Below are 21752 nucleotides of genomic sequence, written 5' to 3'. Positions count from 1 at the left end.
TTCAATCAGAAGTTGATGTGCTATCAATTGGAACAGCATAACAAATAAACAATTTCCTTTTTCCCCATTCCCTGGCTTTTTTTACATCGAGCCCCATGTAAAGATCAATTCGATTGCGCCATCGTTTGTTCATTTTATCTTTTACATAAAAGGTGTCGGGAAAAGTGTCAATTTTAACCATGGTATTATGTTTAAGACCTAGTTTAATTAAATCTCTGGATACAGCAATACTTTTCATTCCAGGTTTTAGGGTATCTCCCCAAGCAGCAATGCTGGGGCTAATGCTATCTGTTTGCCAGGCTACTGAATTATAAGCGGAGGCGGTAACCTCGAGTCCCCTCCAATCCAATGAATTATTCACCATGTACTTAGGCTCATTTTTACAAGCAAACAAAATGAACAGAAATAACAAATGGCTCCTCAAGGTGATGGTTATTGAAAGTTACTAAAGTTACGTATTCTTATTCTTGAAAGCCTCTTTCGGCAGCGGTACATAGGTATTATCATTCAACATCATCGGAAAAGTTTTGTTTTTCCAATCCTTTTTAGCCTGCGTTATGGTTTCCATGCTCGATGAAACAAAATTCCAATAGATATATCTTTCCTCTGGAAAAGCTTCCCCTCCAAACAACAATAAATGGGAATTTGAATGTACAGTGATGTCGCAAGTATCTTCAACTTTACTGACCAAAATATTCCCTTTTTGAATGACTTCGCCACACGCATCGATACTGCCTTTGTCAATACAAATTCCAATCTCACCTTTTAATTCCCCATTTACATTTAGTTTATAAGCTTCCTTTGTTTTGATCTCTACCATAAACAAAGGTGAATATGTAGGTACAGGGGATTTTTTTCCATAGCCTTCGCCGGCAACCAGGGTAAACTCGGCATCGCCATCTGTCCACCTCGGTAAATCCCTTTCTTCTATGTGATGGAACTGTGGCTCCATATCCTCCAAATCTTTGGGCAATGCCACCCAAATCTGATATCCCTGCGCCATAAATGTTTTGCCATTTCTCAAATGTTCCGGGGTTCTCTCCGAATGGGAAACCCCTTTACCCGCGGTCATCCAATTAACAGAGCCTGGTTTGATCAACTGTTTGGTCCCCAAACTATCTTCGTGCATAATCTCGCCGTCGAACAAATAGGTCAATGTGGATAATCCAATATGCGGATGCTGATTTACGTCCATATATTTATGGGGACCAAGTTGCACAGGTGCCATATGGTCGATAAATACAAATGGCCCAATCATCCTTTTTTTACGAAAAGGAATAAACCGACCAACCAAAAAATCCCCAATATCACGACTACGTTCTTCTATGATCATTCCAATGTTGGACATATTCTAATTGTTTATTTTAGTAACTGAAAGTTACAAATCTTAATTCATGAAACTACTCAAACGTATCCTAATCCTACTATTGCTGGTGATTGGGGTTGTAATTTATCTCAATTACCCAAAACTGACCATCATTTCAGGCTATGCATCAAAAAATATGGCTTCCGGGGTTTTTGTTGCTCAACGCTCTGTTGCTTCGCTGGCACAAAATGACAATAACGTACCTCTAATTGAACTCGCTGATACCGAGGTGGACACTGAGCATCAATGGGTATCGGCTTCCGTTTATGGCTTAATGAATCGGAAAGCTGTATTTCGGGAGGGGCTGGGTACCGTTTTGGTAAATGATGATTATGATGAAAGTAAAACTATACCTACGCCGTTTCGGAACCAGCCAATGGATACTATCCCTTATCCTTATGGCCAAGCGAATCCGAAGGATTCCATATTCGAAGATGTCGATATGGGACAATTGGACAAAGCTATAGCCATGGCTTTTGGAAATCCTGAAGTTCAAAAAACCCGAACACTTTTGATTTTGTACAAAGGACATTTACTGAAGGAAAAATATGTAGATGGTTTTACCAAGGATACTCCAATTTTGGGATGGTCCATGACCAAAAGCGTGTTGGCGACCTGTTTTGGTATTCTGGAACATCAGGGAAAATTAGACATGTCTTGGCCCGCCCCAATAACCGAATGGGAAAAGGACGACCGAAAAAACATTACCCTAAACCACTTGCTGCGTATGCAAAGTGGTCTGGAATGGGATGAAGATTATTCCAAAATTTCGGATGTGACCCGGATGTTATTTCTTGATACAGACATGACCCAAGCTCAAAGAATCAAGAAAAGCATTGCCAAACCGACTGAATTATGGAACTACTCATCAGGTACTACCAACTTGTTATCTGGGATTTTACGACAGCAATTTAGATCACATCAACAATATTTGGATTTTCCCTATGCCGCTTTTATTGATAAAATTGGCATGTATTCCATGATTCTCGAAGCAGACATTGCAGGAAATTTTGTTGGTTCTTCCTATAGTTGGGCCAGTACCCGTGACTGGGCAAGGTTTGGACAGTTGTATTTGGATAGAGGAAATTGGAACGGGGAACAAATCTTTGATCCGGAATGGGTAGATTATATAACAGAACCTACACTATATTCCGATGGCACATATGGCGCCCACTTTTGGTTGAATGTGAATGGCAAGTATCCTGACGTGCCCAAGGACTTGTATTCATGCAATGGGTACCAAGGGCAGTATGTTTTTGTAATTCCCTCAAAAAACTTGGTCGTTGTACGCACGGGATTGGCCGAAGATTCTGATTTTGATGTGAATAGCTTCCTGTCAGAGGTCGTAAAATCCGTACCGTAGGTCGATAATATATCTTAAAAAGAACAGCAAACCACAATAAAAAGCCACTTCACAACAATAATTTCATTTACGGGAACACTGGTGCTACATTTACAATGTAATAATAACGAAAGTAAATTTTTTCATTTTCATATAGTGTTCTCGTAAAAGAGTCTTGACCCAAGTGGCAAGGCTCTTTTTGATTTTGGATATTCCATTTGGAAATGTGACCCACTACAATTCTGGGTGTCCTATTTCAAAAACAACCCATGAGAACAATATTTTTTACACTTACCATAGTTTGTTTATCTGTTTTTCATGCCCAAGGGCAATCAACTGAACCTGAAGCCGTACTCGCTGAAGTTGAAGAAGTCTCTCAACAACAAAAATCAGATTACGAGTTGAAATTGGAAGAGAAAGCCGCCAAGAAAACGGTAAAGGCGCTTAAAAAGCGAAGCAAAATGGAAAGAGCTGTGCTAAAACTGAAAACCAAGCAACGCACGGATAGGATAAAACTGGAAAAACTAAATGCCAGACGTAAAACTTCAGCTCAAAATCTTTCTGAGGTTGCTAGTAAAAAATTGAACCTTAAAGTGTCCAAGTTAGAAATGAAAATGGCCAAGGATAAGGCCAAAATGGAAAAATTGGAGCATAAGCTACTGCAACTTTAATTGTCTTTCCAATTTGAATTAACGAAAGGATTCCTTAGGGGATCCACTTGTCCTTACCAAAGTCTGGCTTTCGTTTTTCCAAAAAGGCATTTCTTCCCTCAATAGCTTCGTCTGTCATATAGGCCAACCGAGTGGCTTCACCGGCAAAAACCTGTTGCCCTACCATCCCATCATCGGTAAGGTTCATGGCAAATTTGAGCATTTTAATAGAGGTTGGGGATTTTTCCAACACTTCTTGCGCCCATTGGTAAGCCGTTTCTTCCAATTCATCATGGGGAATAACAGCGTTCACCATTCCCATTTCATAAGCATCTTGTGCGGAATAGTTTCTGCCTAAAAAGAAAATTTCCCTGGCTTTTTTCTGTCCAACCATCTTTGCCAAATAGGCTGAGCCATATCCACCATCGAAACTGGTTACATCGGCATCGGTTTGTTTAAAAATCGCATGCTCCTTGCTAGCCAAGGTCATATCACATACTACATGTAGACTGTGTCCCCCTCCAACGGCCCATCCAGGAACCACTGCGATGACAACTTTAGGCATAAACCGAATCAAACGTTGTACTTCCAAAATATTCAATCTGTGGTACCCATCTTCGCCAACATAACCTTTATGTCCCCTAGCTTTTTGGTCGCCACCACTACAGAATGCCCATTTACCGTCCTTGGTCGATGGTCCTTCAGCAGAAAGTAGAATAACCCCAATAGAGGTATCCTCCTGGGCATCATAGAATGCTTTATAGAGTTCGCTAGTGGTTTTTGGCCGAAAGGCATTTCTAACATTGGGTCTATTAAAAGCAATTCGGGCTACCCCATCACATTTTTTATAGGTAATATCTTCAAATTCGATGGCAGTTTGCCAATTGGGTGTCTTGGTCATTCAAAAATTGTTTGTCCAAAGATAAATAGATTGCTAAAACTGGTTATAAAAAGTAGCGTTATGGTCAATTTGTCTGGATATCGACGAGCACTTCATCGAGATCTTGTTTTTTTTTAAAATATGTAATGTTGCTAAACGTTCATTTTATTAAATCAGAACACTTATGCATAGCCCCAAACCTTTTTTACGAATTGCCCTATTCCTTTTTCTTTCGCTTTTAATCTTTTCTTGCAGTACTGAGGAAATAGGTCTTCCTGAAACGGAATCGGAAAATGAAATGTCCGATTCTTATGGGCAGGATCCAAATGACACTGACAATCCTGATGATTCTCACCCTCCTGAAAACCCCGACACCCTTGTTTTGGAATCCGGGTTTACCATTGATGAGGGGCATAAGTTCACCAATCTTATTCTTTCAGAAAGTGATTATGATAAATTTTTGGTTGATGAAGGTGATATGAAATTGGTCACAAACAAGGTCTATGAGCATTTCAATGACGATTTTGATTTTATCATCATTTTAAATGTTGAAGCATCACAACCAGACAATCTTTATTATGGATTGTCAACACCGGCGCAAAACGATATTGAAGGACTTGGAAGAAATATTTGGGACAATACTACTGCTTATGGATCATCTGGAAAATTAAAAACCGTTATTCATATGCCAAGGGCAGAGTATATCCGAAATGGCCCATTCTTACATGAAATCCAACATTATTGGACTAATCATGGCCTTATACCTACCACTATTGGTGGACATTGGGGTTATTCCAGTGCAGGTGGGCAATTAGGAGGTTTTGATGAAATTGAGGACTTGGGCAATAACACCTATCGAGGAAAAATGGAAGGTGAAGTTGGTTTTGGCACTGTGGCCAATGGTGGAAATTCAGTCCCTTATTCCAATTTGGAACTTTACGCCATGGGGCTCATTGGTCCTGAAGAGCTGGAATCAGTGCTTGTTGCGGAGAACCCAGAATCCACCTCAGAATTTGGTGTATTTACAGCGGATGCCATCACTACTCATACTGCTACTGATATCATTGCGGAAAATGGAAATCGCGCACCCTCGCATGAAAACGCTCAAACTGAATTCAAAGCTTTGGTAGTTGTGGTTTCAAAAGGCACGGTTCCTCAAGAAAAATGGGATACACTGAATTCCAATCTTGAAAATTTTGCAAAGCAAGGTGATCCTGATGCGTCTTGGGGCAGTCTTTATAATTTTTGGAAAGCGACTTCAGGAAAGGCCTCCTTCAGTTTTGAGATAGTCAATGGGAATTTGAAATAGGTCACTCACCTTATTTAGATCTTTTCATTTACTGTCTTAACTTTTCCTGTTTTTCTCCTCAATCCATTTGGACATATATTTGGTGCTGGCATGGGTTTGGTGCTGTAAAAGTTGTCCGATATAGTTTTGGTTACGATGTGTGGCCAACTTCAGCAATATTGCATCCAATTTATGCTTTAATCTATCCAGCAACATCTTTTCATTGTAAACTGTGTTCACAATTTGAATCCCATTAAACTGCGCTTTTTCCCATCGTTCGTTATGTTGATATAGGGAAATGGCTTCCTTGGCAAATGAGGTTGCATCATTGGTAATACTTCCACCCCACTCCAATTCAGCGTGCATACCTTCTGCTGCAATTTGAGTGGTAATACTCGGCGTACCATTTCGCATAGCATCTACCAGTTTTCCTTTGATACCAGCCCCAAAACGAAGTGGCGCCAAGCAAATCCGGGAATTTTCTATTTCTTGGTCTAAGTTTTCTACCCACCCCACAACTTCAAAACCATTTTTAGGGTTATTCATTTGCATTATTTGTTGAGGCAAATAGGCTCCATATATTTTTAATTTGGCCTCTGGTAATGCTTTTCGAATCAAGGGCCAAATAGATTCCTTTAAATATATGATGGAATCCACATTGGGAGCGTGTTTGCCATTTCCATAGGAAATAAAATCCTGTCGTTCCTCAAAGCTGGACCAATTTTGCTGTTGTTTCTCCGCTATTCCTTTCAGTATAAAAGGAAGGTGCAGCATTATAGTATTAGGAACATTCAATTTTTTCGTCAGCAAACCCATTTCATAAGTAGAAACCATTAGTGTGAGGTCACTTCTGTAGATACTTGCCACCTCCCTTTTGGTTATGTCACTCGCCAACCATTCTTCCACGGTCCATTCAACACTCTTTTTATGGCAAGTTTCACGGGTCTTGCGCAAGGAATGCAAATCTTCCGTGTTTAAAATGCGAAGTGCACTCGGAGCAAACCCAGCTACACGCCATCCAAATTGTTCTTCGACCATGAACCGGTCAAACAATACAACTGTGGGCTTAAGCTGTTTAATGAATTCATCAAAACTTGGATGATTCAACTTCAGGGAAACACAATGGATGTCCAAAGCTTCCAGCTTCTCGCTGAAATTGGTTTTAGAGGAGGTAGAACCGAATGTTATTTGGTATCCGAAACTTTTAAAGGCATGGATCAATTGCATCATTCGATGTCCAGCAGCTGTTGTGTTGGGTTCAGGCCATACATAACCGATGATGAGGAGTTTTTTGTTCATTAGACAGAATCAAGTAAAATATATACTATCTGTTTCAATGGTTAAAATCTTAAATTCCAGGGACCAAATTCCTATCACTACAGAAATCCAAGAATTCAACAATTACATTAAGGCCGCAAACTTTTTGGAGATACTTGAGCGTAGCTTGCGCTCATAATCCTCCTCCAACCACTCCTTGTAGTTTTTGGTATTGTTCATAATGCAATAGGAGTATTGTCGCACGCGATAGGCAATTTCCTCTTTGAGTTCTTTGGCCAAGATTCGGGCATCAAAGACATCTTCACTGTTCTCTACACAGATTGTTGCATGTTGTTCTATACTCATTTCGAGTACTTGTTTGGATTTGCCTCCCTTTGCAAATACCTTTTTGTACTCTTCCTTGATATCAAAGGTAATATCTTCCGATTTGCTAAATTTCACCCTAAGGGAATCTGGCATTTCATAAACGAACTCACGTTCTATGTCCTCATCATTTTTGATGTTCTCTAGATAAAAATCTGGAAAATGAAATATTTCCTGCCAATCCACAGGAGCATCCCATGGGCCGAATCTGGCAAGATTGTTTCCAAGATCTATTACATTGAAATCATCTTTTTCCTCAAGCACGCGTGAACCGCGACCGATCATTTGAAAGTAAAGCGTTAAGGATCTTGTTGCTCTGTTCAAAATAATGGTCTGAACGCTGGGTTCATCAAAACCGGTGGTAAGTATACTCACCGAGGTGAGAATGGCGTTTGGGGTATTCGCAAACCAATCCAATATTTCTCGCCGCTCCGTGGCTGTATTTTTGTTATCCAGATGTTTAATGTCATACCCAGCCTTCTTAAAGGTTTCATAGACATAAAGTGAAGTACTTATTCCATTGTTGAAAATAAGTGTCTTTGTGCCTTTGGCTATTTCTTCATAGGCCGAAACCAATTTCCCCAACATGCTATGATTGCCATAAAACTCATCCGATGATTTAACGGTATAGTCACCATTTATTCCAAGTTTAAGGGTACGGAGGCTTACATCGTAATTGTACAGATTGGCTTTGGCCAAAAAGCGTTTTTCAATCAACGATTTGATGGACTCACCAATAATCAGGTGTTTATAGTGGTCCTTCATGGGCAATTTTATATTGGAACTCAAAGGGGTTGCAGTAACTCCCAATATGGTAGACTCTTCAAAATACTTGAAAAGTTTTCTGAAGGAATTGTAATGTGCTTCATCAATAATAACGAGTCCAATGTTATTAATGCTGACCTTTTCTTCTTGAAGTCTATTATTCAAGGTTTCGACCATGGCCACAAAGCACATGTACTCATCTTGATCATGAAGTTCTTTGACTTCACTATTGATAATTTTATTACTGACACCAAATCCATGCAACATTTTGGAGGTTTGTGCACTGAGCTCAATTCTATGTGTGAGCACAATGACCTTTTTACCCGTTTCTTGGATGTATCTTCTGGTTATTTCAGAAAAAACCACAGTTTTTCCCCCACCGGTAGGTAATTGGTATAAAATATTGGTTCCTTGCGGAAGCTCATTGATATGCTTGAAGATTTTCTTTAAATCTTCATGTTGATAATCGTAAAGTGTCTTTTTGCTTACTACTTTTTCTACTTCCAAAGAAATATTGAATTAAATGTTGGAAACTAACAAACCTTACAAAATTAGGCGTTTTTATCCTATGGATAGACCCCATGTTTTTATTTCTATCAACCTACTATCAACAACTGGATTATTGAAATAAAAACGCAATATTTTGTAGCTGGTTATAACATTTTGATAATAATATCAAATGCCACTTGGATAATTATCTTTTATGATGTATTATGTAAGCTATAACCACCTGTAACAGAATTCTCTTATGCGGCAGCTCAAAATTATTAAGCAAGTAACCAATCGCGAATCCAAATCCCTTGACAAATATCTACAGGACATTAGCAAGATTGATTTGATTACCGCTCAGGAAGAGGTTGAATTGGCACAGCGTATTAGAACGGGTGACCAAATTGCATTGGAGAAGCTTACCAACGCCAACTTAAGATTTGTTGTTTCTGTAGCCAAACAGTACCAAAATCAGGGGTTGACTTTACCTGATCTAATTAATGAAGGTAATGTAGGTTTGGTAAAAGCGGCACGTAGATTTGACGAAACCCGGGGATTCAAGTTTATTTCGTATGCGGTTTGGTGGATCAGGCAATCCATTCTGCAAGCCTTGGCCGAACAATCGAGGGTGGTTCGATTGCCGTTGAACAAAATTGGTTCCATAAACAAAATCAAAAAGACTTTTTCATATTTGGAACAGGCGCATGAACGGCCGCCTTCGGCAGAAGAAATTGCCAAGGAACTCGACATGACCGTGGATGAAGTAAAACAATCGTTGAAAAATACTGGAAGACATGTTTCCATGGATGCGCCTTTAAAGGAAGGTGAAACATCTAGCTTATATGATGTTTTAAACTCGAATGAATCTCCAAAACCTGACCGGGATTTGATGCACCAATCATTATATACCGAGATTAACAGGGCTCTTGAAACTCTCTCCCCAAGAGAAGCGGATGTCGTTCGTTTATATTATGGGATTGGAGACCAACAGTCTATGACTCTGGAGGAAATTGGCAGTACTTTTGACTTGACAAGGGAACGTGTACGCCAAATTCGGGAAAAAGCAATTAGAAAATTACGACATACGTCGAAGAGTAAAATCCTAAAGTCATATTTGGGAGGATAGATAGCTAATTCAAATAAAAAAAGGGATGCTCTAAACATCCCTTTTTTTATGCTTTCACTTTAAACAATTATGGACGGCTCAGCTGACTGATGTTGAAATCGGTCAAAATATCATTTAAATCCTGAATAAAATTTAAATAAGCCGAGTTTTCTAGATTTTGATTTTTCATAAGATATAGTTTTGGGGCTTTGACTATAGGTAGTCCAGTTCTACAAGTTCGTTGGAGCTCAAGATTTCGTTCAATTCGTGAAGAAATGCTAAATATTCTTCACCATAGGTATCGTATAACATAGTACAGGCAGTTTATTATTTGGGTTGTACTTATAACGTAAACCTAACAGAAACATTATGCTTTAACAATAAATTGTGGTGAAATTCCCAAATCAAGTTGTGAAATCCTTAAAATCATGTTTTGTAGGATTTATCAACACATAACTATAAGTGCTTTACTTTTATTAAAAATCTACATTTTAGTGTTGAAACGGCCCTAATCCATCTCATAAATATCAGGTGATATATCAAAATCCACACCAATACTTGGCCTATAATCAGAAGGTTTTATATCGAACTCATCGTATAAAAAGCAAAGACTCATAGGCAGGCGCTTGTTTTCCACTGTAACGGAGACTGTGAGTTGATAAAGAAGTTGCTGTTTAACCCTTGTAGCCTTTTGGCTTATTTTAGGATTTGGATTTTTTTCCAGTTCCAGCAACAATGGAATTTCTTTTTCGTCGCCGATTTCTAAAATTTGATTTAGTAAAATTAGTTTGCAATCTTGGTCAGAAGCGTGTTCAAACAACTGATGAAAGATGCTCTCATGGTACTCGGGGAGACTATGATCTTTCATGCTATGTTGGGTTTGGTTTTTACATATTGCGTAGTACTTCAATTTCAAAATCAACCAATTCGTCCACTTTTGGAAACTCAACCAGGAATTGGTTGTATAAGAAATTCAGGTATTTTAGGTCATTATCGGTTTTGCAAACGGTAATCATTTGCTCCGTAATTTCCAATAAACTCACGGTTTTCATCATTCTGAGACAGGGCTGAATTTTCTGGCAAGCAAAATCCACTCCTCTAAAGTTTTTTGTCTGCAAATGCACTTTTACAGCACCAATGAACTCCAAAATGTTCTGCTTGTACAAACGGATAAGCTCTTCCAAAAGCTCCATTTGGCCCATGCATTCGGTAAGTACAGGTTTCAGGTTTACCTTGTCCGTTTGCAGAAAAGATTCCAAGTTCTTCTCAATTCGTTGGGTTTTGGATTGGGATTTCCTGGTTTTTTTTTCATTCAAAAGTGCTTCCGACTTTGCAATACGATGTCCAACTGCGTTCAAGGCTTCTGTGATTTCTAACTGTTTAGGCGTTAAATCTGTTTTTTTCAATAGGGCCAAAAGCGAAACTAGGACATCGGTATCTTTCGCATTTTTGTTTTTTTCAAGAACCTCCGAATTTTTGTTCGGACTTTCGATACCCACTTGTTCATAAATTACATTAAGCTGCTCCATCTCCGGAACTCCAAAAACCTTGTCTTCCAATCCATTCTTAAATTGGTCAAAGGACTTTTTCAGTTTTCCTGCTTCAACGGTACCGAGTTCTTCATAAGAAAAACTGCTCAATCCAATTTCCAGCTTTTCCAAATACGTGAGTAATTCTCTTGTTCCCAAACTTCCCAATGATTATTGTTATACCTAAAAATGTGGATTTGACATTGGGATTCCAATTTAATGTTCTATAGTGCTATCATTTTGTTGTCAAATTGCTTTATTTGTATGTGTAAACCAACCGTCATGAAACATTTATCGATACTACTAGGCACCTTGTTGTTATTTTCATGCGCAAAAAAAGCAGAAACCTTGGAGGAAAAAGCGAAGCGAATCCATCAAAATGTCATTACAATTGATACCCATGATGACATCAATGTGAAAAACTTTACCGATAGTATCAATTACACCCAAAATCTTGAAACCCAGATTAATTTGCCAAAGATGAACACCGGGGATTTGGACGTGGCCTGGCTCATTGTTTATACTGGTCAGGATTCCTTAAATGCTGATGGATACGCAAAGGCCGCTGATAATGCCATTTCCAAGTTTGAGGCCATTCATAGATTATGCAATGTATATGCACCGGACCAAATTGAATTGGCCTTGACCTCCGAAGATGTTAGACGCATTGTAGACTCAGGTAAAAAAGTGGCAATGATCGGGGTTGAAAACGCCTATCCAATTGGCGAAGACTTGTCAAAATTTGAGGACTATTATAAGCGAGGAGCCCGCTATATTTCGCTCTCCCACAATGGTCATAGCCAATTTTGCGATTCCAATACTGGGGAAAAGGATGATGTTTGGCTACATAATGGTTTAAGTGAATTGGGCAAAGAAGCTGTAAAAGAGATGAATAGACTTGGTATGATGATAGACATCTCCCATCCTTCCAAAGCATCCATAATGCAGATGATAGCGCTTTCCAAAGCACCAATTATTGCTTCGCACTCTTCTGCCCGGGCACTGTGCGATCATAGTCGAAATCTTGATGATGAGCAGCTATTGGCCTTAAAGAACAATGGTGGTGTGGTGCAAACAGTTGCTTTTAGTTCGTACTTGAATACGGAGAAGCATGAAAAACGTGCGGCTTACATGAAACAAATCTATCAAGAAATAGCTGATTCTCTTGGAGTCAATTGGTACGAACGTTCCCAGTTTGCCAGTTTAACCAAGACGCAGCAGGAAGAATTCATGGAAAACTACCCCAAAGTAACAAAAATGGGAGACGAAAAAGCTGCTAAGAATGCCAACGCCCCAAGCCCTGTTAGCGTAACTGATTTAGTAGATCATATTGATTACATGGTGAAACTTATCGGTATAGATCATGTCGGTATTAGCTCCGATTTTGATGGCGGCGGCGGTATCGAAGGTTGGTCCGATGCCTCGGAAACCTTTAATGTTACTCTTGAACTGGTAAGGCGAGGCTATTCCGAAGAGGAGATCGCCAAACTTTGGGGCGAAAACCTACTTAGGGTATTGGACAAAGTACAGGAAATAGCTTCTCAGCACTAAGCACTTTTCTTTTTTCGTTCTTCGAGCCTGTCTTTTACATATTCCACTTTGGTTTTTCCGTGTGGTTTTGGATTCCCGTTCTCATCAAGGTTAACCATTATAATATGATCTACAGTAACAATACTTTCTTGGGTCATTTTATTGCGTACCTCACAGTTCAAGGTTATTGAGGTAACCCCGAACTTCACTACTTCAATTCCTATTTCAATGATGTCCCCCTTTTGTGCACTACTCATGAAGTTTATCTCGGACATGTATTTGGTAACCACCTTTTTGCTTTCAAGCTGAATGATGCTATAAAGAGCGGCCTCCTCGTCAATCCAGGCCAATAACTTTCCTCCAAATAAAGTCGCATTGGCATTTAGATCTTCTGGTTTGACCCACTTTCTTGTATGAAATCGCATAGCGTTTATTTTTTTGTTTCGCCCAACAAAATTTAACCTTTTCAGCAAAAATGAAGTGGATAAAGTGCTATTTAACAGAAAGATTCCTTAATTATAAATTTTGTTAATCAAAAAATAAATTTTTCTTAATTCGTTGGCGTATAAGATTTCAGCTCCATAAATTCAAGCATCAATCTAAATCAACGAACATTTATGGAGGCCATTTCCAACTACTATTCCGACCCTAGTTTTACTGTTTTTAAAGTACCCAAATGGAGAGCCAAGCTCTACAAATTTCTATCTGTGGATGTTTGGGGAAATGTACCGAGTAATTTACAAAGAGGTATCTCGTCACGGTACAGTGCTTTCTACAACAGGCCCATTTCCAAAAAGATTATTGAGCCTTATATCCGGTTGAATTATTCCGACAAAAATTATCTGGAAAAATTCAAGCCACCAAATGGAAAGATGGATTTTGAATGCTTCCAAGACTTTTTTATTCGGGAATTCAAATCCCTCCCAAAAGTGGATAGTCCATACGTTTGGCCCTGCGAAGGATTGCTTTGCGATGAGGAGCGAATTGATAATTTACGTTTGGTCTGTATAAAATCTGATATCCGGACAGTGGCAACGGTATTCGGGATTGACGATAAGCAAATTCCAAAAGATTATACCTTTACCAATGTCTTTCTGCATAACAAAAATTACCACAGAATCCATTCGCCCATAGATGGAACTATTACTAGAATCCAACATGTCCCAGGTGATTTAGTAGTCCTACGGCCTTGGATCTATAAAGAAAACCCATCTTTACCCGCATTCAGGAATGAACGCTACAATATTGATATTACCGATGAAAACGGAAAAATCTGGTATTTGTCCATTGTCGGAGGTCCGGCAGTGGGGACAATTGCCCTAGCGGAGGATATTGCCGAAGGAAGTAAAGTGTCCAAATTACAAGAGTTATCGCTTTTCTATTTAGGTTCTACCTGTTGCATGGCAGCTCCGACTTCACCTAGATTCCACACCAAAAACACTTTTGTGGAAGTTGGTGTACCTTATTAAAATAAGGTGTCTGGTTTTGCTTTCACCAATGTATGGGGTACGGTGAGACTTTCACCAAACTTCTTATTTAGTTTCTCGATGAAATGAGCCGACAACAATGGTGATTCAAGTTCCAAATTTTGATGCACAAAAAAATGGATGTTTCGCAGTCCCATGTTCTTCCATTGAGACAAGCGGTCAATCCACTCGTCCAATCTCGGATAATCCGATTTATGGTTTGCTCCTACGTATCGAACAAAGGCTTCGTTGTTGGTCAATCGCATATGCATCAAATCCCTTCTTCCGGCCGTATCAACCAGAACATTGGCCATATTGTTTTCTTCAAGCAAATGATACAACTCCTGGGCAACCTTTTCATCATTGAACCAATCCGTATGCCTAAATTCCAGCGCCAAAGGAAACTCCTTCGGCCAGTATTCTACAAAGCGTACTACCCTATCCCAGTTTTTAGGCCCGAAATTATTGTGCATCTGTAAAAAAATGGTTCCAAGTTTTTCTTTTAAGAGGGAGGTGACTTCAAGATAGCGGTCAGCTATTTCATACACCTTATCATTCAATCGCCGTAAATGGCTCACATCTTGGGTCATTTTTGGAAAGAACTTGAATCCTTCCGGGGTTTTGTCATACCATTTTTGATACTGTTCCGCCGGAAATATTCTGTAAAAAGTGGCATTCAATTCAATACTGTTGAACTGTGAAGAGTAATAAACCAGTTCATCTTTGGTTCCCCGTGGGTAGAAATTTTTCAGGTCTTGTCGGTTCCATTTAGCACAGCCAACATAAATATTGGTTTTGTCCGGAGCCTTGTTTTTGGACAGCACCACCGCAGTATCTGGGTGATCTTTTGGGATAGTGAAATCGATTAATTCTGGATGCTCAACCTTACCAAATTTCATGGAATTTGTTTTATCTGGTACTAAGTTATGAATAATTGAAAGCTGTTCATAACATCGTTAAAAACTAAAAACGCCTTTGTTAGCGCCGGAATGTTGATTATGTAACTTTAAGGGAAACTTATGGCCATGGATTCACGATCCAATTACCTCACGGGCATCCGTCCTGAGCTTAAACAAAGTCTTTTGCATGATGATATGAGCTCCGATGAGCGGTTTCAAAATCAAACTCTGCGCCCCATAATCAAGTTTCAAAACCCCTTGCTCCTGGATGTTTTTAAGAATTATACCCGAAAGCATAAGGGCACATTTTACGACCTATCGTTGGAAAAAAGATTGGAATACATTGAAAATTCAATCCAAAAGGACATCAAATTCAGAAATTCCCTTAAGGGAATGATCATTGGGCAGTTCACGGTGGAAGAATATCAAATCTATATCCAAAATTCATCTGCGTTGAACAAACGAATGATGAACATTGTAATTGAGCGCCTAAAAGATCAGGTCCAACTTTTGGAGGCAGAAGTCTTAGTCCAATAAAGATTCACCATTCAGATTCGTGGTCAATATATCGCTCATTAAATCGAAATAAGGTCGAATGGCTTTGAACGATTTGTCCACTTCCCCAATAAAATCTTTGGAATGTACTTCACTATCTGAAAAGTGTCGAACGAAAATAAACTGCTTTTTCTTGATCAGATCAATATTGGGATGCTCCTTGTCAAACCCTTTTGGAGCACTCTTCACTTCTTCCCCAATTAAATCGCCCCAGATTTGTTTAAAAGATTTTTCGTTGATCACCTTTCTAAAATCGGTTGCATCCATTTCAAGTTCCTTCCGAATACGGAACAAATCTTTTTTTTCCGGTCCCCAAAAACCCGTTGCGGCAAAACTCCCGCCAGGTTTTAGCTGGAGATAGTACCCACCGCGAAGTCTGGAGCCCATTCTAGAAAAAGAACCTGCAAAATGGGTTTTATAGGGTGTTTTATCTTTAGAAAAACGAACATCACGATAAATCCGGAACATTTTCATCTTTTCAATCTCGTCATGAAGGTTCATAAGCTCTTGCAGCGAAGCAAAAAATGACTTCACATGTGCCTCGTGTTGTTTAAAAATGGGCTTGTTTTTCTCGAACCATTCCTTGTTATTGTTTTGGGCGAGTTCCTTTAAAATGCCAAATGTTTCTTTTGATATTAAGGTATTATTCACAGTACAACGATGATGTGTTATTTTTAAGCTAAAGTTAGCCATTTCTTTAACCGTGCGATAATGATTTGGCTATTTTTAAACTTTATTTTGAATATGGATAAGGAAAAAATCATCTCAGAACTGAACAGACACAAAAAACAACCCTATTTAGACTATAGGTTAAAACAAGAAACAGAGGAATTCACCAATACGTTGTTTTATACATTGTTTGATGTAAACACCCCGGTTTCGGAAAACTTGGATGTTCTTGAACAAAAATTCAATAAACTGGTAGATCTGGCCTGCTGGGAATTGAAAAGACCTTGCAGCAAGGTTTGGGAAAATTATGTGGGCAAACTTCCTGAAATCTTGGAAAAGTTGAACCTTGATGCGGAGGCCATTCTGAATTGTGATCCAGCATCACTTTCAATGCAAGAAATCTATATGGCCTACCCCGGATTTTACGCCATTGCCATTTATAGATTGGCCCACGAACTCTATATAAGAGGATTCCCTTTGGTCCCCAGATTGATGACAGAATATGCCCATCGACAAACAGGTGTTGATATCAATCCTGGAGCGCAAATTGGAAAATCATTCTTTATAGACCATGCAACGGGTGTGGTTATCGGGGAAACGGCTGTGATACATGATAACGTGAAAATTTATCAAGGGGTTACTTTAGGTGCACTCTATGTTGCCAAGAATCTGCAGAAAACCAAAAGGCATCCCACAATTATGTCCAATGTGACCATTTATGCAAATGCAACAATCTTAGGGGGAGAAACGGTAATAGGCGAAAATTCGGTCATAGGTGGAAATGCGTGGCTGACCGCTTCCGTACCTGCCAATTCCACGGTATTCCATACTCCCGAAATAAAAATAAAAACTCCCACCAATGTCTAAAAACATTCTGGACCTTATCGGGAATACGCCCTTGGTAAAATCCCGAGTTTTGAACACTAATCCCAATGTAAACCTATACTTTAAGTTGGAAGGGCATAACCCCGGTGGTAGTGTAAAGGACAGACCGGCATACAATATGATCAAAAGCGGATTGGAACGAGGTGATTTTAATACCGATTCCAAACTTATAGAAGCCACCAGCGGGAACACGGGAATTGCTCTGGCAATGATTGCTGGAATCTACGGATTGGATATTGAATTGGTAATGCCTGAAAATTCCACTAAAGAAAGGGTACAAACCATGCGGGCCTACGGAGCTAAAGTTACCTTGACATCCTCCGATATTGGAATTGAGGGCGCTAGGGATTATGCGGAGGCCAAGGTTCAAAATGAAGGTTATCAGATGTTGAATCAGTTTGCCAATAATGACAATTGGAAAGCACATTATAAAACAACCGGGCCAGAAATCTGGCAAGATACCCAGGGAGAAATAACCCATTTTGTATCAAGTATGGGTACTACCGGAACCATTATGGGCACTTCTACTTATTTGAAAGAACAAAACGGTGACATCCAAATTGTTGGTGTACAACCGACCGATAACTCCAGAATCCCTGGTATTCGTAAATGGCCTGAGGAATATTTGCCCAAAATCTTTAATCCGAAAAAAGTGGATACCGTTATGGAGGTCAGTCAGGCCAAAGCAGAAGAAATGGCATTGCGACTGGCCAAGGAGGAAGGTATTTTTGCCGGGGTAAGCAGCGGAGGAGCTGCAACCATTGCATTACGTTTGGCCAATTCTTTGCAAAGCGGTACCATAGTATCCATTGTTTGTGATCGGGGCGATAGGTATTTATCGTCAGATTTGTTTGAGTAGCTATTCCAGTTCTTTTTGAATGGACTTTTGATACGATTCAAAGGTGGCCAAATCATTATGACCCCCATTTTTAATGGTGTAGAATTTTTTATCGCTATGCGGAATAGCGTCAAAAAGTTTTTTTCCGGATTCATAGGGAACAACATTATCCGTAGTACCATGAAAGATTCGTATGGGTGATTCCACGTTTTGGATAAAATCAAATGAATCAAACTTATATTTTAATAAATGTCGCAACGGTAAAAACGGAAAACGGTCTTTGGCAACATCCATCAAACTATAAAATGGGGTTTCCAAAATAAGCTTTCGTGGATTGTTGTTCGAGGCTACTTTGGTTGCAATACTTGCTCCAAGGGAACGACCAAAAACTATGATTTTATCCTCTTTAAATTTTTTCCGTGCGTGATCATAGAACAACTGAGCATCCTTATGCAAAGCATCTTCACTCAATCTACCCTTACTTTTTCCATATTTTCGATAGTCCATTATAAGAACATCATACCCCAAATCTGAAAACGGTTCAACAATTTTCCCCCATCGGGATAAATCCCCTGCATTCCCATGAAAATATAGAATGAGACCCTTAGGGTTCTCGGCATGAAATTGCAATGCATTCAAGGTAGCACCATCCGGAGCATCGATAAAAATTTCACTAAAATCTCCATCGAAGACATAGTTATAATTTTGTGGAAGTGTTGTGGGTAAAAAAATAAGTTTTTCTTGAAGCAAATAGAACATGGCAATAATTAAGGTAAAAAGAACCGCAATGAAAAGGGCTATCCGTTTAAGCTTTCGCATTGGCTCGTTTTGAGGTATGGACAACATTGATACTGGAACCTTCCAAATCTACTTTTTGAGGTCGTGAATGAATGATGTCGGATAACATTTTATGATAAGATTCAAAATTGTTCAAATTCTTATGTCCCCCTCCTATTACCGTATACAACTTGGTGAGTTCGGGTTTTATCTTCGATAACTTCACACTAGTTTTATAGGGAATAAGTTTATCGTCCGTACCGTGAATAATATGAATGGGGCAATTCACATATTTAAGCCATTTGTATGTTGGCATGGGAAACTTAATCAGTAGGGACAACGGCATAAATGGGATAAATTTCTTGGCGACTTTGCTCAAACTGTAATATGGTGCATCCAAAATCAACATTCTTGGATTGTTCATGGATGCCAATTTTGTTGCGAAACCGGAACCAAGGGAACGTCCGTACAGAATAATATATTTTTCGGTTACATTCTCCTTGATTTTGTTATAGATCACCTGCATATCCCTTTTGACAGCCTTTTGGGTTCTCCGGCCCGTGCTTTTGCCAAATCCGCGATAATCAACCATAATAACATCATATCCGTGTCTTGTGAAGTCCACAGCAAATTTGCCCCAGCCTTTAATGCTTTTTGAATTTCCTTTTAGGTAAAAAACAACTCCTTTAGGAGATTTTGATTTAAATCGAACCCCATTAATAACAGCACCATCCCTAGTCTCTACATTATATTCTTCTATTTCTTGGTTGGCATATGCAAATTGGAAATCCTTGGGCAGTTTCTCTGGCTTAAAAAGAAAAAGATCTTGAAAAACATACAGCAAGACACTCAGGAAGACATATACGGCCAGTATGATTAAAATTATTAGAAGCCAATCTTGCATAACGAAAGGTTTCACACAAAATACGAAAAAATTGGACTTAGCTTCAGAAGGGATTTATATTTAAGCACATCGGATCTGTTTAGGTGATAAAATAGCTGAAATTTCCAACTCCATTCCAATAATCTATGATAGCCTTCGCTACATCGAAATATTTCAATCACGTAAGATGTAATCTTTTTCTTTACATCAGAATTAAATCCAAATCTTTAAATAATGGGCATACTTGGTAAAATATTCAGTTGGAAGAATGTCAATTTGATCATATTTTTCTCTTTGCTTGTGCTGATTGTCCTAAATTTTTATGGCATCTACACAAACCGATTTTATTTTCTGAAACCCGATAATTTCATCATCCCTGTTTTGGGAATCATCCATTTTCTTTACCTATATGTAATTTGGTTTAAAATTAGGGAAGGCGAACTTCCCGATCCTAAAATGCGTAATTTGGAGTACACTTTATACGCCATTTTGATTGTTTACATTTTTAAAATCTATGACAGTGCAATGGTGGTGAGTTCCTATTCCCAATTTCAGGAACATGTATTGCCTACAACATTTAGGCCTATTAGCATTCTTGTTCTTTCACTGTATATATTGCTTACCGCAATGACAATACTATCTTTTTGGTATAGAAAAAAACTGATAGGACTTTACAAGTTTGATGATTGCAACAGCAACCTTAATGTTTGGCAATAGGTGTACTAGAGGTCTCTTATATAACTTCCATATAGATCTTTAAAAAGAACCCCTTTTACAAATCTGTGCTTACTCAATTTTTTATGGGCAACCAGTCCCCAGAGTAAAAGTTCTTTCATAAAATATGAATCTTCTTTAGGAATATCCGGTTGATTATCCTTTAAAAGCTCACTTAAAGGTGAAATGGAATCCAATTTATTGCGGTATTGCTTGTCCGTATCCTCATCAAGAAGTTCAAATCCCTGTCCCTCAAAAAACCAATTGATCAAATCATCATATTCGGTAATTGCATCCTTACGTTGCAGTTTGTCAATTTTTGGGAAATAATCAGAAAACAACGACTTTATCGCTTCCTCGACCAGATTCTCAGCAACGGAACCTGCCCCCTCTTGCTCACCTTCATATACCAATTCTATTTTTCCAGTGATGGATGGAATTACACCCATAAAATCGGAAAGCCGAACGGTTGTTTTTTTATCTCCTGACATAATGATTCGTCGCTCTGCGGTGCTCAATAGATTTTCAAATGCCGTGATACTCATTCTTGCGCTTACCCCGCTTTTTGCATCCACATATTCACTGTTTCTTGCTTCAAAACTTATTTGTTCCAGAACATCCAGGGCAATTTCAGGTACATAAACTGCGTCGGATTGCCTTTTATCAAGCACCGCTTCTTGCCGTGTAATTTTTTTGGCCATTGCGATGTCCTCTGGATAATGAGTCAATATTTGCGACCCTATTCTATCTTTGAGTGGGGTAACAATACTACCTCGATTGGTATAATCCTCGGGATTGGCGGTAAAAACAAACTGTAGGTCCAGAGGTAATCTCAATTTAAAACCTCGAATCTGTATATCTCCTTCTTGCAGTATATTAAATAAAGCTACTTGAATTCTTGCTTGAAGGTCTGGAAGTTCATTAATCACAAAAATACAGCGGTTTGCCCGTGGAATCATTCCAAAGTGAATAACTCGGTCATCGGCGTACGAAAGTTTAAGATTTGCGGCTTTAATGGGATCTACATCTCCAATCAAATCGGCTACGGTGACATCTGGAGTTGCCAGTTTTTCATAAAATCGTTCCTCACGATGTATCCAGTTGATCGTCGTTGCATCACCTTTCTCTTTAATTAGCTCAGTGGCGTATCGCGATATCGGCTGGAAGGGGTCATCATGTACTTCAGAACCCTCGATAACTGGAATCCACTCATCCAACAATTGAACCATCAACCGGGCCAATCGTGTTTTGGCCTGGCCACGTAATCCCAAAAGATTGATGTTATGACGTGAAAGTATTGCTCTTTCCAATTCTGGAATGACCGAATTTTCATATCCCCAAACCCCTGGAAAGGTTTCTTCTCCCTTAGAAAGTTTTTCTAGTAGATTCGCCCGAAGTTCATCTTTGATGCTCCTACTTGTATAACCAGCGGCTTTTAATTCTCCCAGATTTTTTATGTTGGTATGATTCATTTTAACTAA

Annotated in this window: 23 protein-coding genes; 10 read left to right on the top strand and 13 right to left on the bottom strand. The window is 39.0% G+C overall.

Annotated elements, in window-relative coordinates; genetic code table 11:
- Position 1: 1 nt before the first annotated feature.
- Together ACULLG_RS11480 and ACULLG_RS11475 are read right to left on the bottom strand one after the other, a co-directional pair.
- Positions 2–364 carry a 3D domain-containing protein gene (locus tag ACULLG_RS11480; RefSeq protein WP_452126932.1) on the bottom strand — a complete coding sequence of 121 codons (363 nt, stop codon included), beginning with the start codon at positions 362–364 and terminating at the stop codon, positions 2–4.
- An 87-nt stretch (positions 365–451) separates the two neighbouring features.
- Positions 452–1348, bottom strand: a complete 897-nt coding sequence (locus ACULLG_RS11475) for a pirin family protein (RefSeq protein ID WP_452126931.1) — start codon at positions 1346–1348, stop codon at positions 452–454.
- 46 nt (positions 1349–1394) lie between these two features.
- On the opposite strand from ACULLG_RS11475, the gene ACULLG_RS11470 reads away from it, so the two are divergent.
- Both ACULLG_RS11470 and ACULLG_RS11465 read left to right on the top strand, forming a co-directional pair.
- On the top strand, positions 1395–2729 hold the full coding sequence (locus tag ACULLG_RS11470; RefSeq protein ID WP_452126930.1) for a serine hydrolase domain-containing protein: 1335 nt from the start codon (positions 1395–1397) through the stop codon (positions 2727–2729).
- Positions 2730–2977: 248 nt separating this feature from the next.
- Positions 2978–3379, top strand: a complete 402-nt coding sequence (locus ACULLG_RS11465; RefSeq protein WP_452126929.1) for a hypothetical protein — start codon at positions 2978–2980, stop codon at positions 3377–3379.
- A gap of 34 nt (positions 3380–3413) precedes the next feature.
- On the opposite strand, the gene ACULLG_RS11460 is transcribed toward ACULLG_RS11465, so the two are convergent.
- Positions 3414–4259, bottom strand: a complete 846-nt coding sequence (locus tag ACULLG_RS11460) for a 1,4-dihydroxy-2-naphthoyl-CoA synthase (RefSeq protein WP_452126928.1) — start codon at positions 4257–4259, stop codon at positions 3414–3416.
- A gap of 163 nt (positions 4260–4422) precedes the next feature.
- Between ACULLG_RS11460 and ACULLG_RS11455 the strand changes: the two genes are divergently transcribed.
- Complete coding sequence (locus ACULLG_RS11455) at positions 4423–5547, top strand: hypothetical protein (protein WP_452126927.1); 1125 nt, start codon at positions 4423–4425, stop codon at positions 5545–5547.
- Positions 5548–5583: 36 nt separating this feature from the next.
- Here ACULLG_RS11455 and ACULLG_RS11450 read toward each other — a convergent pair whose 3' ends face one another.
- Entirely contained in the window at positions 5584–6825 is a 1242-nt protein-coding gene (locus tag ACULLG_RS11450; protein ID WP_452126926.1) for a glycosyltransferase, read from the bottom strand.
- Between the two features lie 102 nt (positions 6826–6927).
- Positions 6928–8439, bottom strand: coding sequence for a DEAD/DEAH box helicase (locus tag ACULLG_RS11445; RefSeq protein ID WP_452126925.1), 1512 nt, complete (start codon positions 8437–8439; stop codon positions 6928–6930).
- A 241-nt stretch (positions 8440–8680) separates the two neighbouring features.
- Between ACULLG_RS11445 and ACULLG_RS11440 the strand changes: the two genes are divergently transcribed.
- On the top strand, positions 8681–9547 hold the full coding sequence (locus ACULLG_RS11440; RefSeq protein WP_452126924.1) for a sigma-70 family RNA polymerase sigma factor: 867 nt from the start codon (positions 8681–8683) through the stop codon (positions 9545–9547).
- A 487-nt stretch (positions 9548–10034) separates the two neighbouring features.
- Here ACULLG_RS11440 and ACULLG_RS11435 read toward each other — a convergent pair whose 3' ends face one another.
- Together ACULLG_RS11435 and ACULLG_RS11430 are read right to left on the bottom strand one after the other, a co-directional pair.
- Entirely contained in the window at positions 10035–10394 is a 360-nt protein-coding gene (locus ACULLG_RS11435) for a hypothetical protein (protein WP_452126923.1), read from the bottom strand.
- A gap of 19 nt (positions 10395–10413) precedes the next feature.
- Complete coding sequence (locus ACULLG_RS11430) at positions 10414–11214, bottom strand: hypothetical protein (protein ID WP_452126922.1); 801 nt, start codon at positions 11212–11214, stop codon at positions 10414–10416.
- 123 nt (positions 11215–11337) lie between these two features.
- Between ACULLG_RS11430 and ACULLG_RS11425 the strand changes: the two genes are divergently transcribed.
- Positions 11338–12606, top strand: a complete 1269-nt coding sequence (locus tag ACULLG_RS11425; protein ID WP_452126921.1) for a dipeptidase — start codon at positions 11338–11340, stop codon at positions 12604–12606.
- Here ACULLG_RS11425 and ACULLG_RS11420 read toward each other — a convergent pair.
- Complete coding sequence (locus ACULLG_RS11420; RefSeq protein ID WP_452126920.1) at positions 12603–13010, bottom strand: acyl-CoA thioesterase; 408 nt, start codon at positions 13008–13010, stop codon at positions 12603–12605. The two genes, ACULLG_RS11425 and ACULLG_RS11420, sit on opposite strands and share 4 nt — an antisense overlap.
- A 192-nt stretch (positions 13011–13202) precedes the next feature.
- Between ACULLG_RS11420 and ACULLG_RS11415 the strand changes: the two genes are divergently transcribed.
- Positions 13203–14054, top strand: a complete 852-nt coding sequence (locus ACULLG_RS11415) for a phosphatidylserine decarboxylase (RefSeq protein WP_452126919.1) — start codon at positions 13203–13205, stop codon at positions 14052–14054.
- Here the strand turns inward: ACULLG_RS11415 and ACULLG_RS11410 are convergent.
- Positions 14051–14950 (bottom strand): DUF72 domain-containing protein, encoded by a 900-nt coding sequence (locus ACULLG_RS11410; protein WP_452126918.1) that lies wholly within the window; start codon positions 14948–14950, stop codon positions 14051–14053. The two genes, ACULLG_RS11415 and ACULLG_RS11410, sit on opposite strands and share 4 nt — an antisense overlap.
- A gap of 126 nt (positions 14951–15076) precedes the next feature.
- Here ACULLG_RS11410 and ACULLG_RS11405 point away from each other — a divergent pair, with 126 nt between their 5' ends.
- Positions 15077–15487: a glyoxalase gene (locus ACULLG_RS11405; protein WP_452126917.1), complete on the top strand. Its 411-nt coding sequence runs from the start codon at positions 15077–15079 to the stop codon at positions 15485–15487.
- Here ACULLG_RS11405 and ACULLG_RS11400 read toward each other — a convergent pair.
- Positions 15476–16156, bottom strand: coding sequence for a DUF2461 domain-containing protein (locus ACULLG_RS11400; protein ID WP_452126916.1), 681 nt, complete (start codon positions 16154–16156; stop codon positions 15476–15478). The genes ACULLG_RS11405 and ACULLG_RS11400 overlap by 12 nt on opposite strands.
- 93 nt (positions 16157–16249) lie before the next feature.
- Here ACULLG_RS11400 and epsC point away from each other — a divergent pair, with 93 nt between their 5' ends.
- Entirely contained in the window at positions 16250–17041 is a 792-nt protein-coding gene (epsC, locus tag ACULLG_RS11395; RefSeq protein ID WP_420322513.1) for a serine O-acetyltransferase EpsC, read from the top strand.
- Positions 17034–17918 carry a cysteine synthase CysM gene (cysM, locus tag ACULLG_RS11390; protein ID WP_452126915.1) on the top strand — a complete coding sequence of 295 codons (885 nt, stop codon included), beginning with the start codon at positions 17034–17036 and terminating at the stop codon, positions 17916–17918. Before epsC ends, cysM begins: the two co-directional genes overlap by 8 nt.
- Here the strand turns inward: cysM and ACULLG_RS11385 are convergent, their stop codons facing one another.
- Positions 17919–18716 (bottom strand): alpha/beta hydrolase, encoded by a 798-nt coding sequence (locus ACULLG_RS11385; RefSeq protein WP_452126914.1) that lies wholly within the window; start codon positions 18714–18716, stop codon positions 17919–17921.
- Positions 18703–19578, bottom strand: coding sequence for an alpha/beta hydrolase (locus ACULLG_RS11380; RefSeq protein WP_452126913.1), 876 nt, complete (start codon positions 19576–19578; stop codon positions 18703–18705). Before ACULLG_RS11380 ends, ACULLG_RS11385 begins: the two co-directional genes overlap by 14 nt.
- Before the next feature lie 213 nt (positions 19579–19791).
- On the opposite strand from ACULLG_RS11380, the gene ACULLG_RS11375 reads away from it, so the two are divergent.
- Positions 19792–20274, top strand: a complete 483-nt coding sequence (locus ACULLG_RS11375) for a hypothetical protein (RefSeq protein WP_452126912.1) — start codon at positions 19792–19794, stop codon at positions 20272–20274.
- Between the two features lie 5 nt (positions 20275–20279).
- Here the strand turns inward: ACULLG_RS11375 and ACULLG_RS11370 are convergent, their stop codons facing one another.
- Positions 20280–21743: a magnesium chelatase gene (locus ACULLG_RS11370; RefSeq protein WP_452126911.1), complete on the bottom strand. Its 1464-nt coding sequence runs from the start codon at positions 21741–21743 to the stop codon at positions 20280–20282.
- Positions 21744–21752 lie beyond the last annotated feature (9 nt).

This window comes from Flagellimonas sp. 2504JD1-5 (genome assembly GCF_053618295.1).
This window is presented reverse-complemented; position numbering and strand designations above follow the sequence as displayed.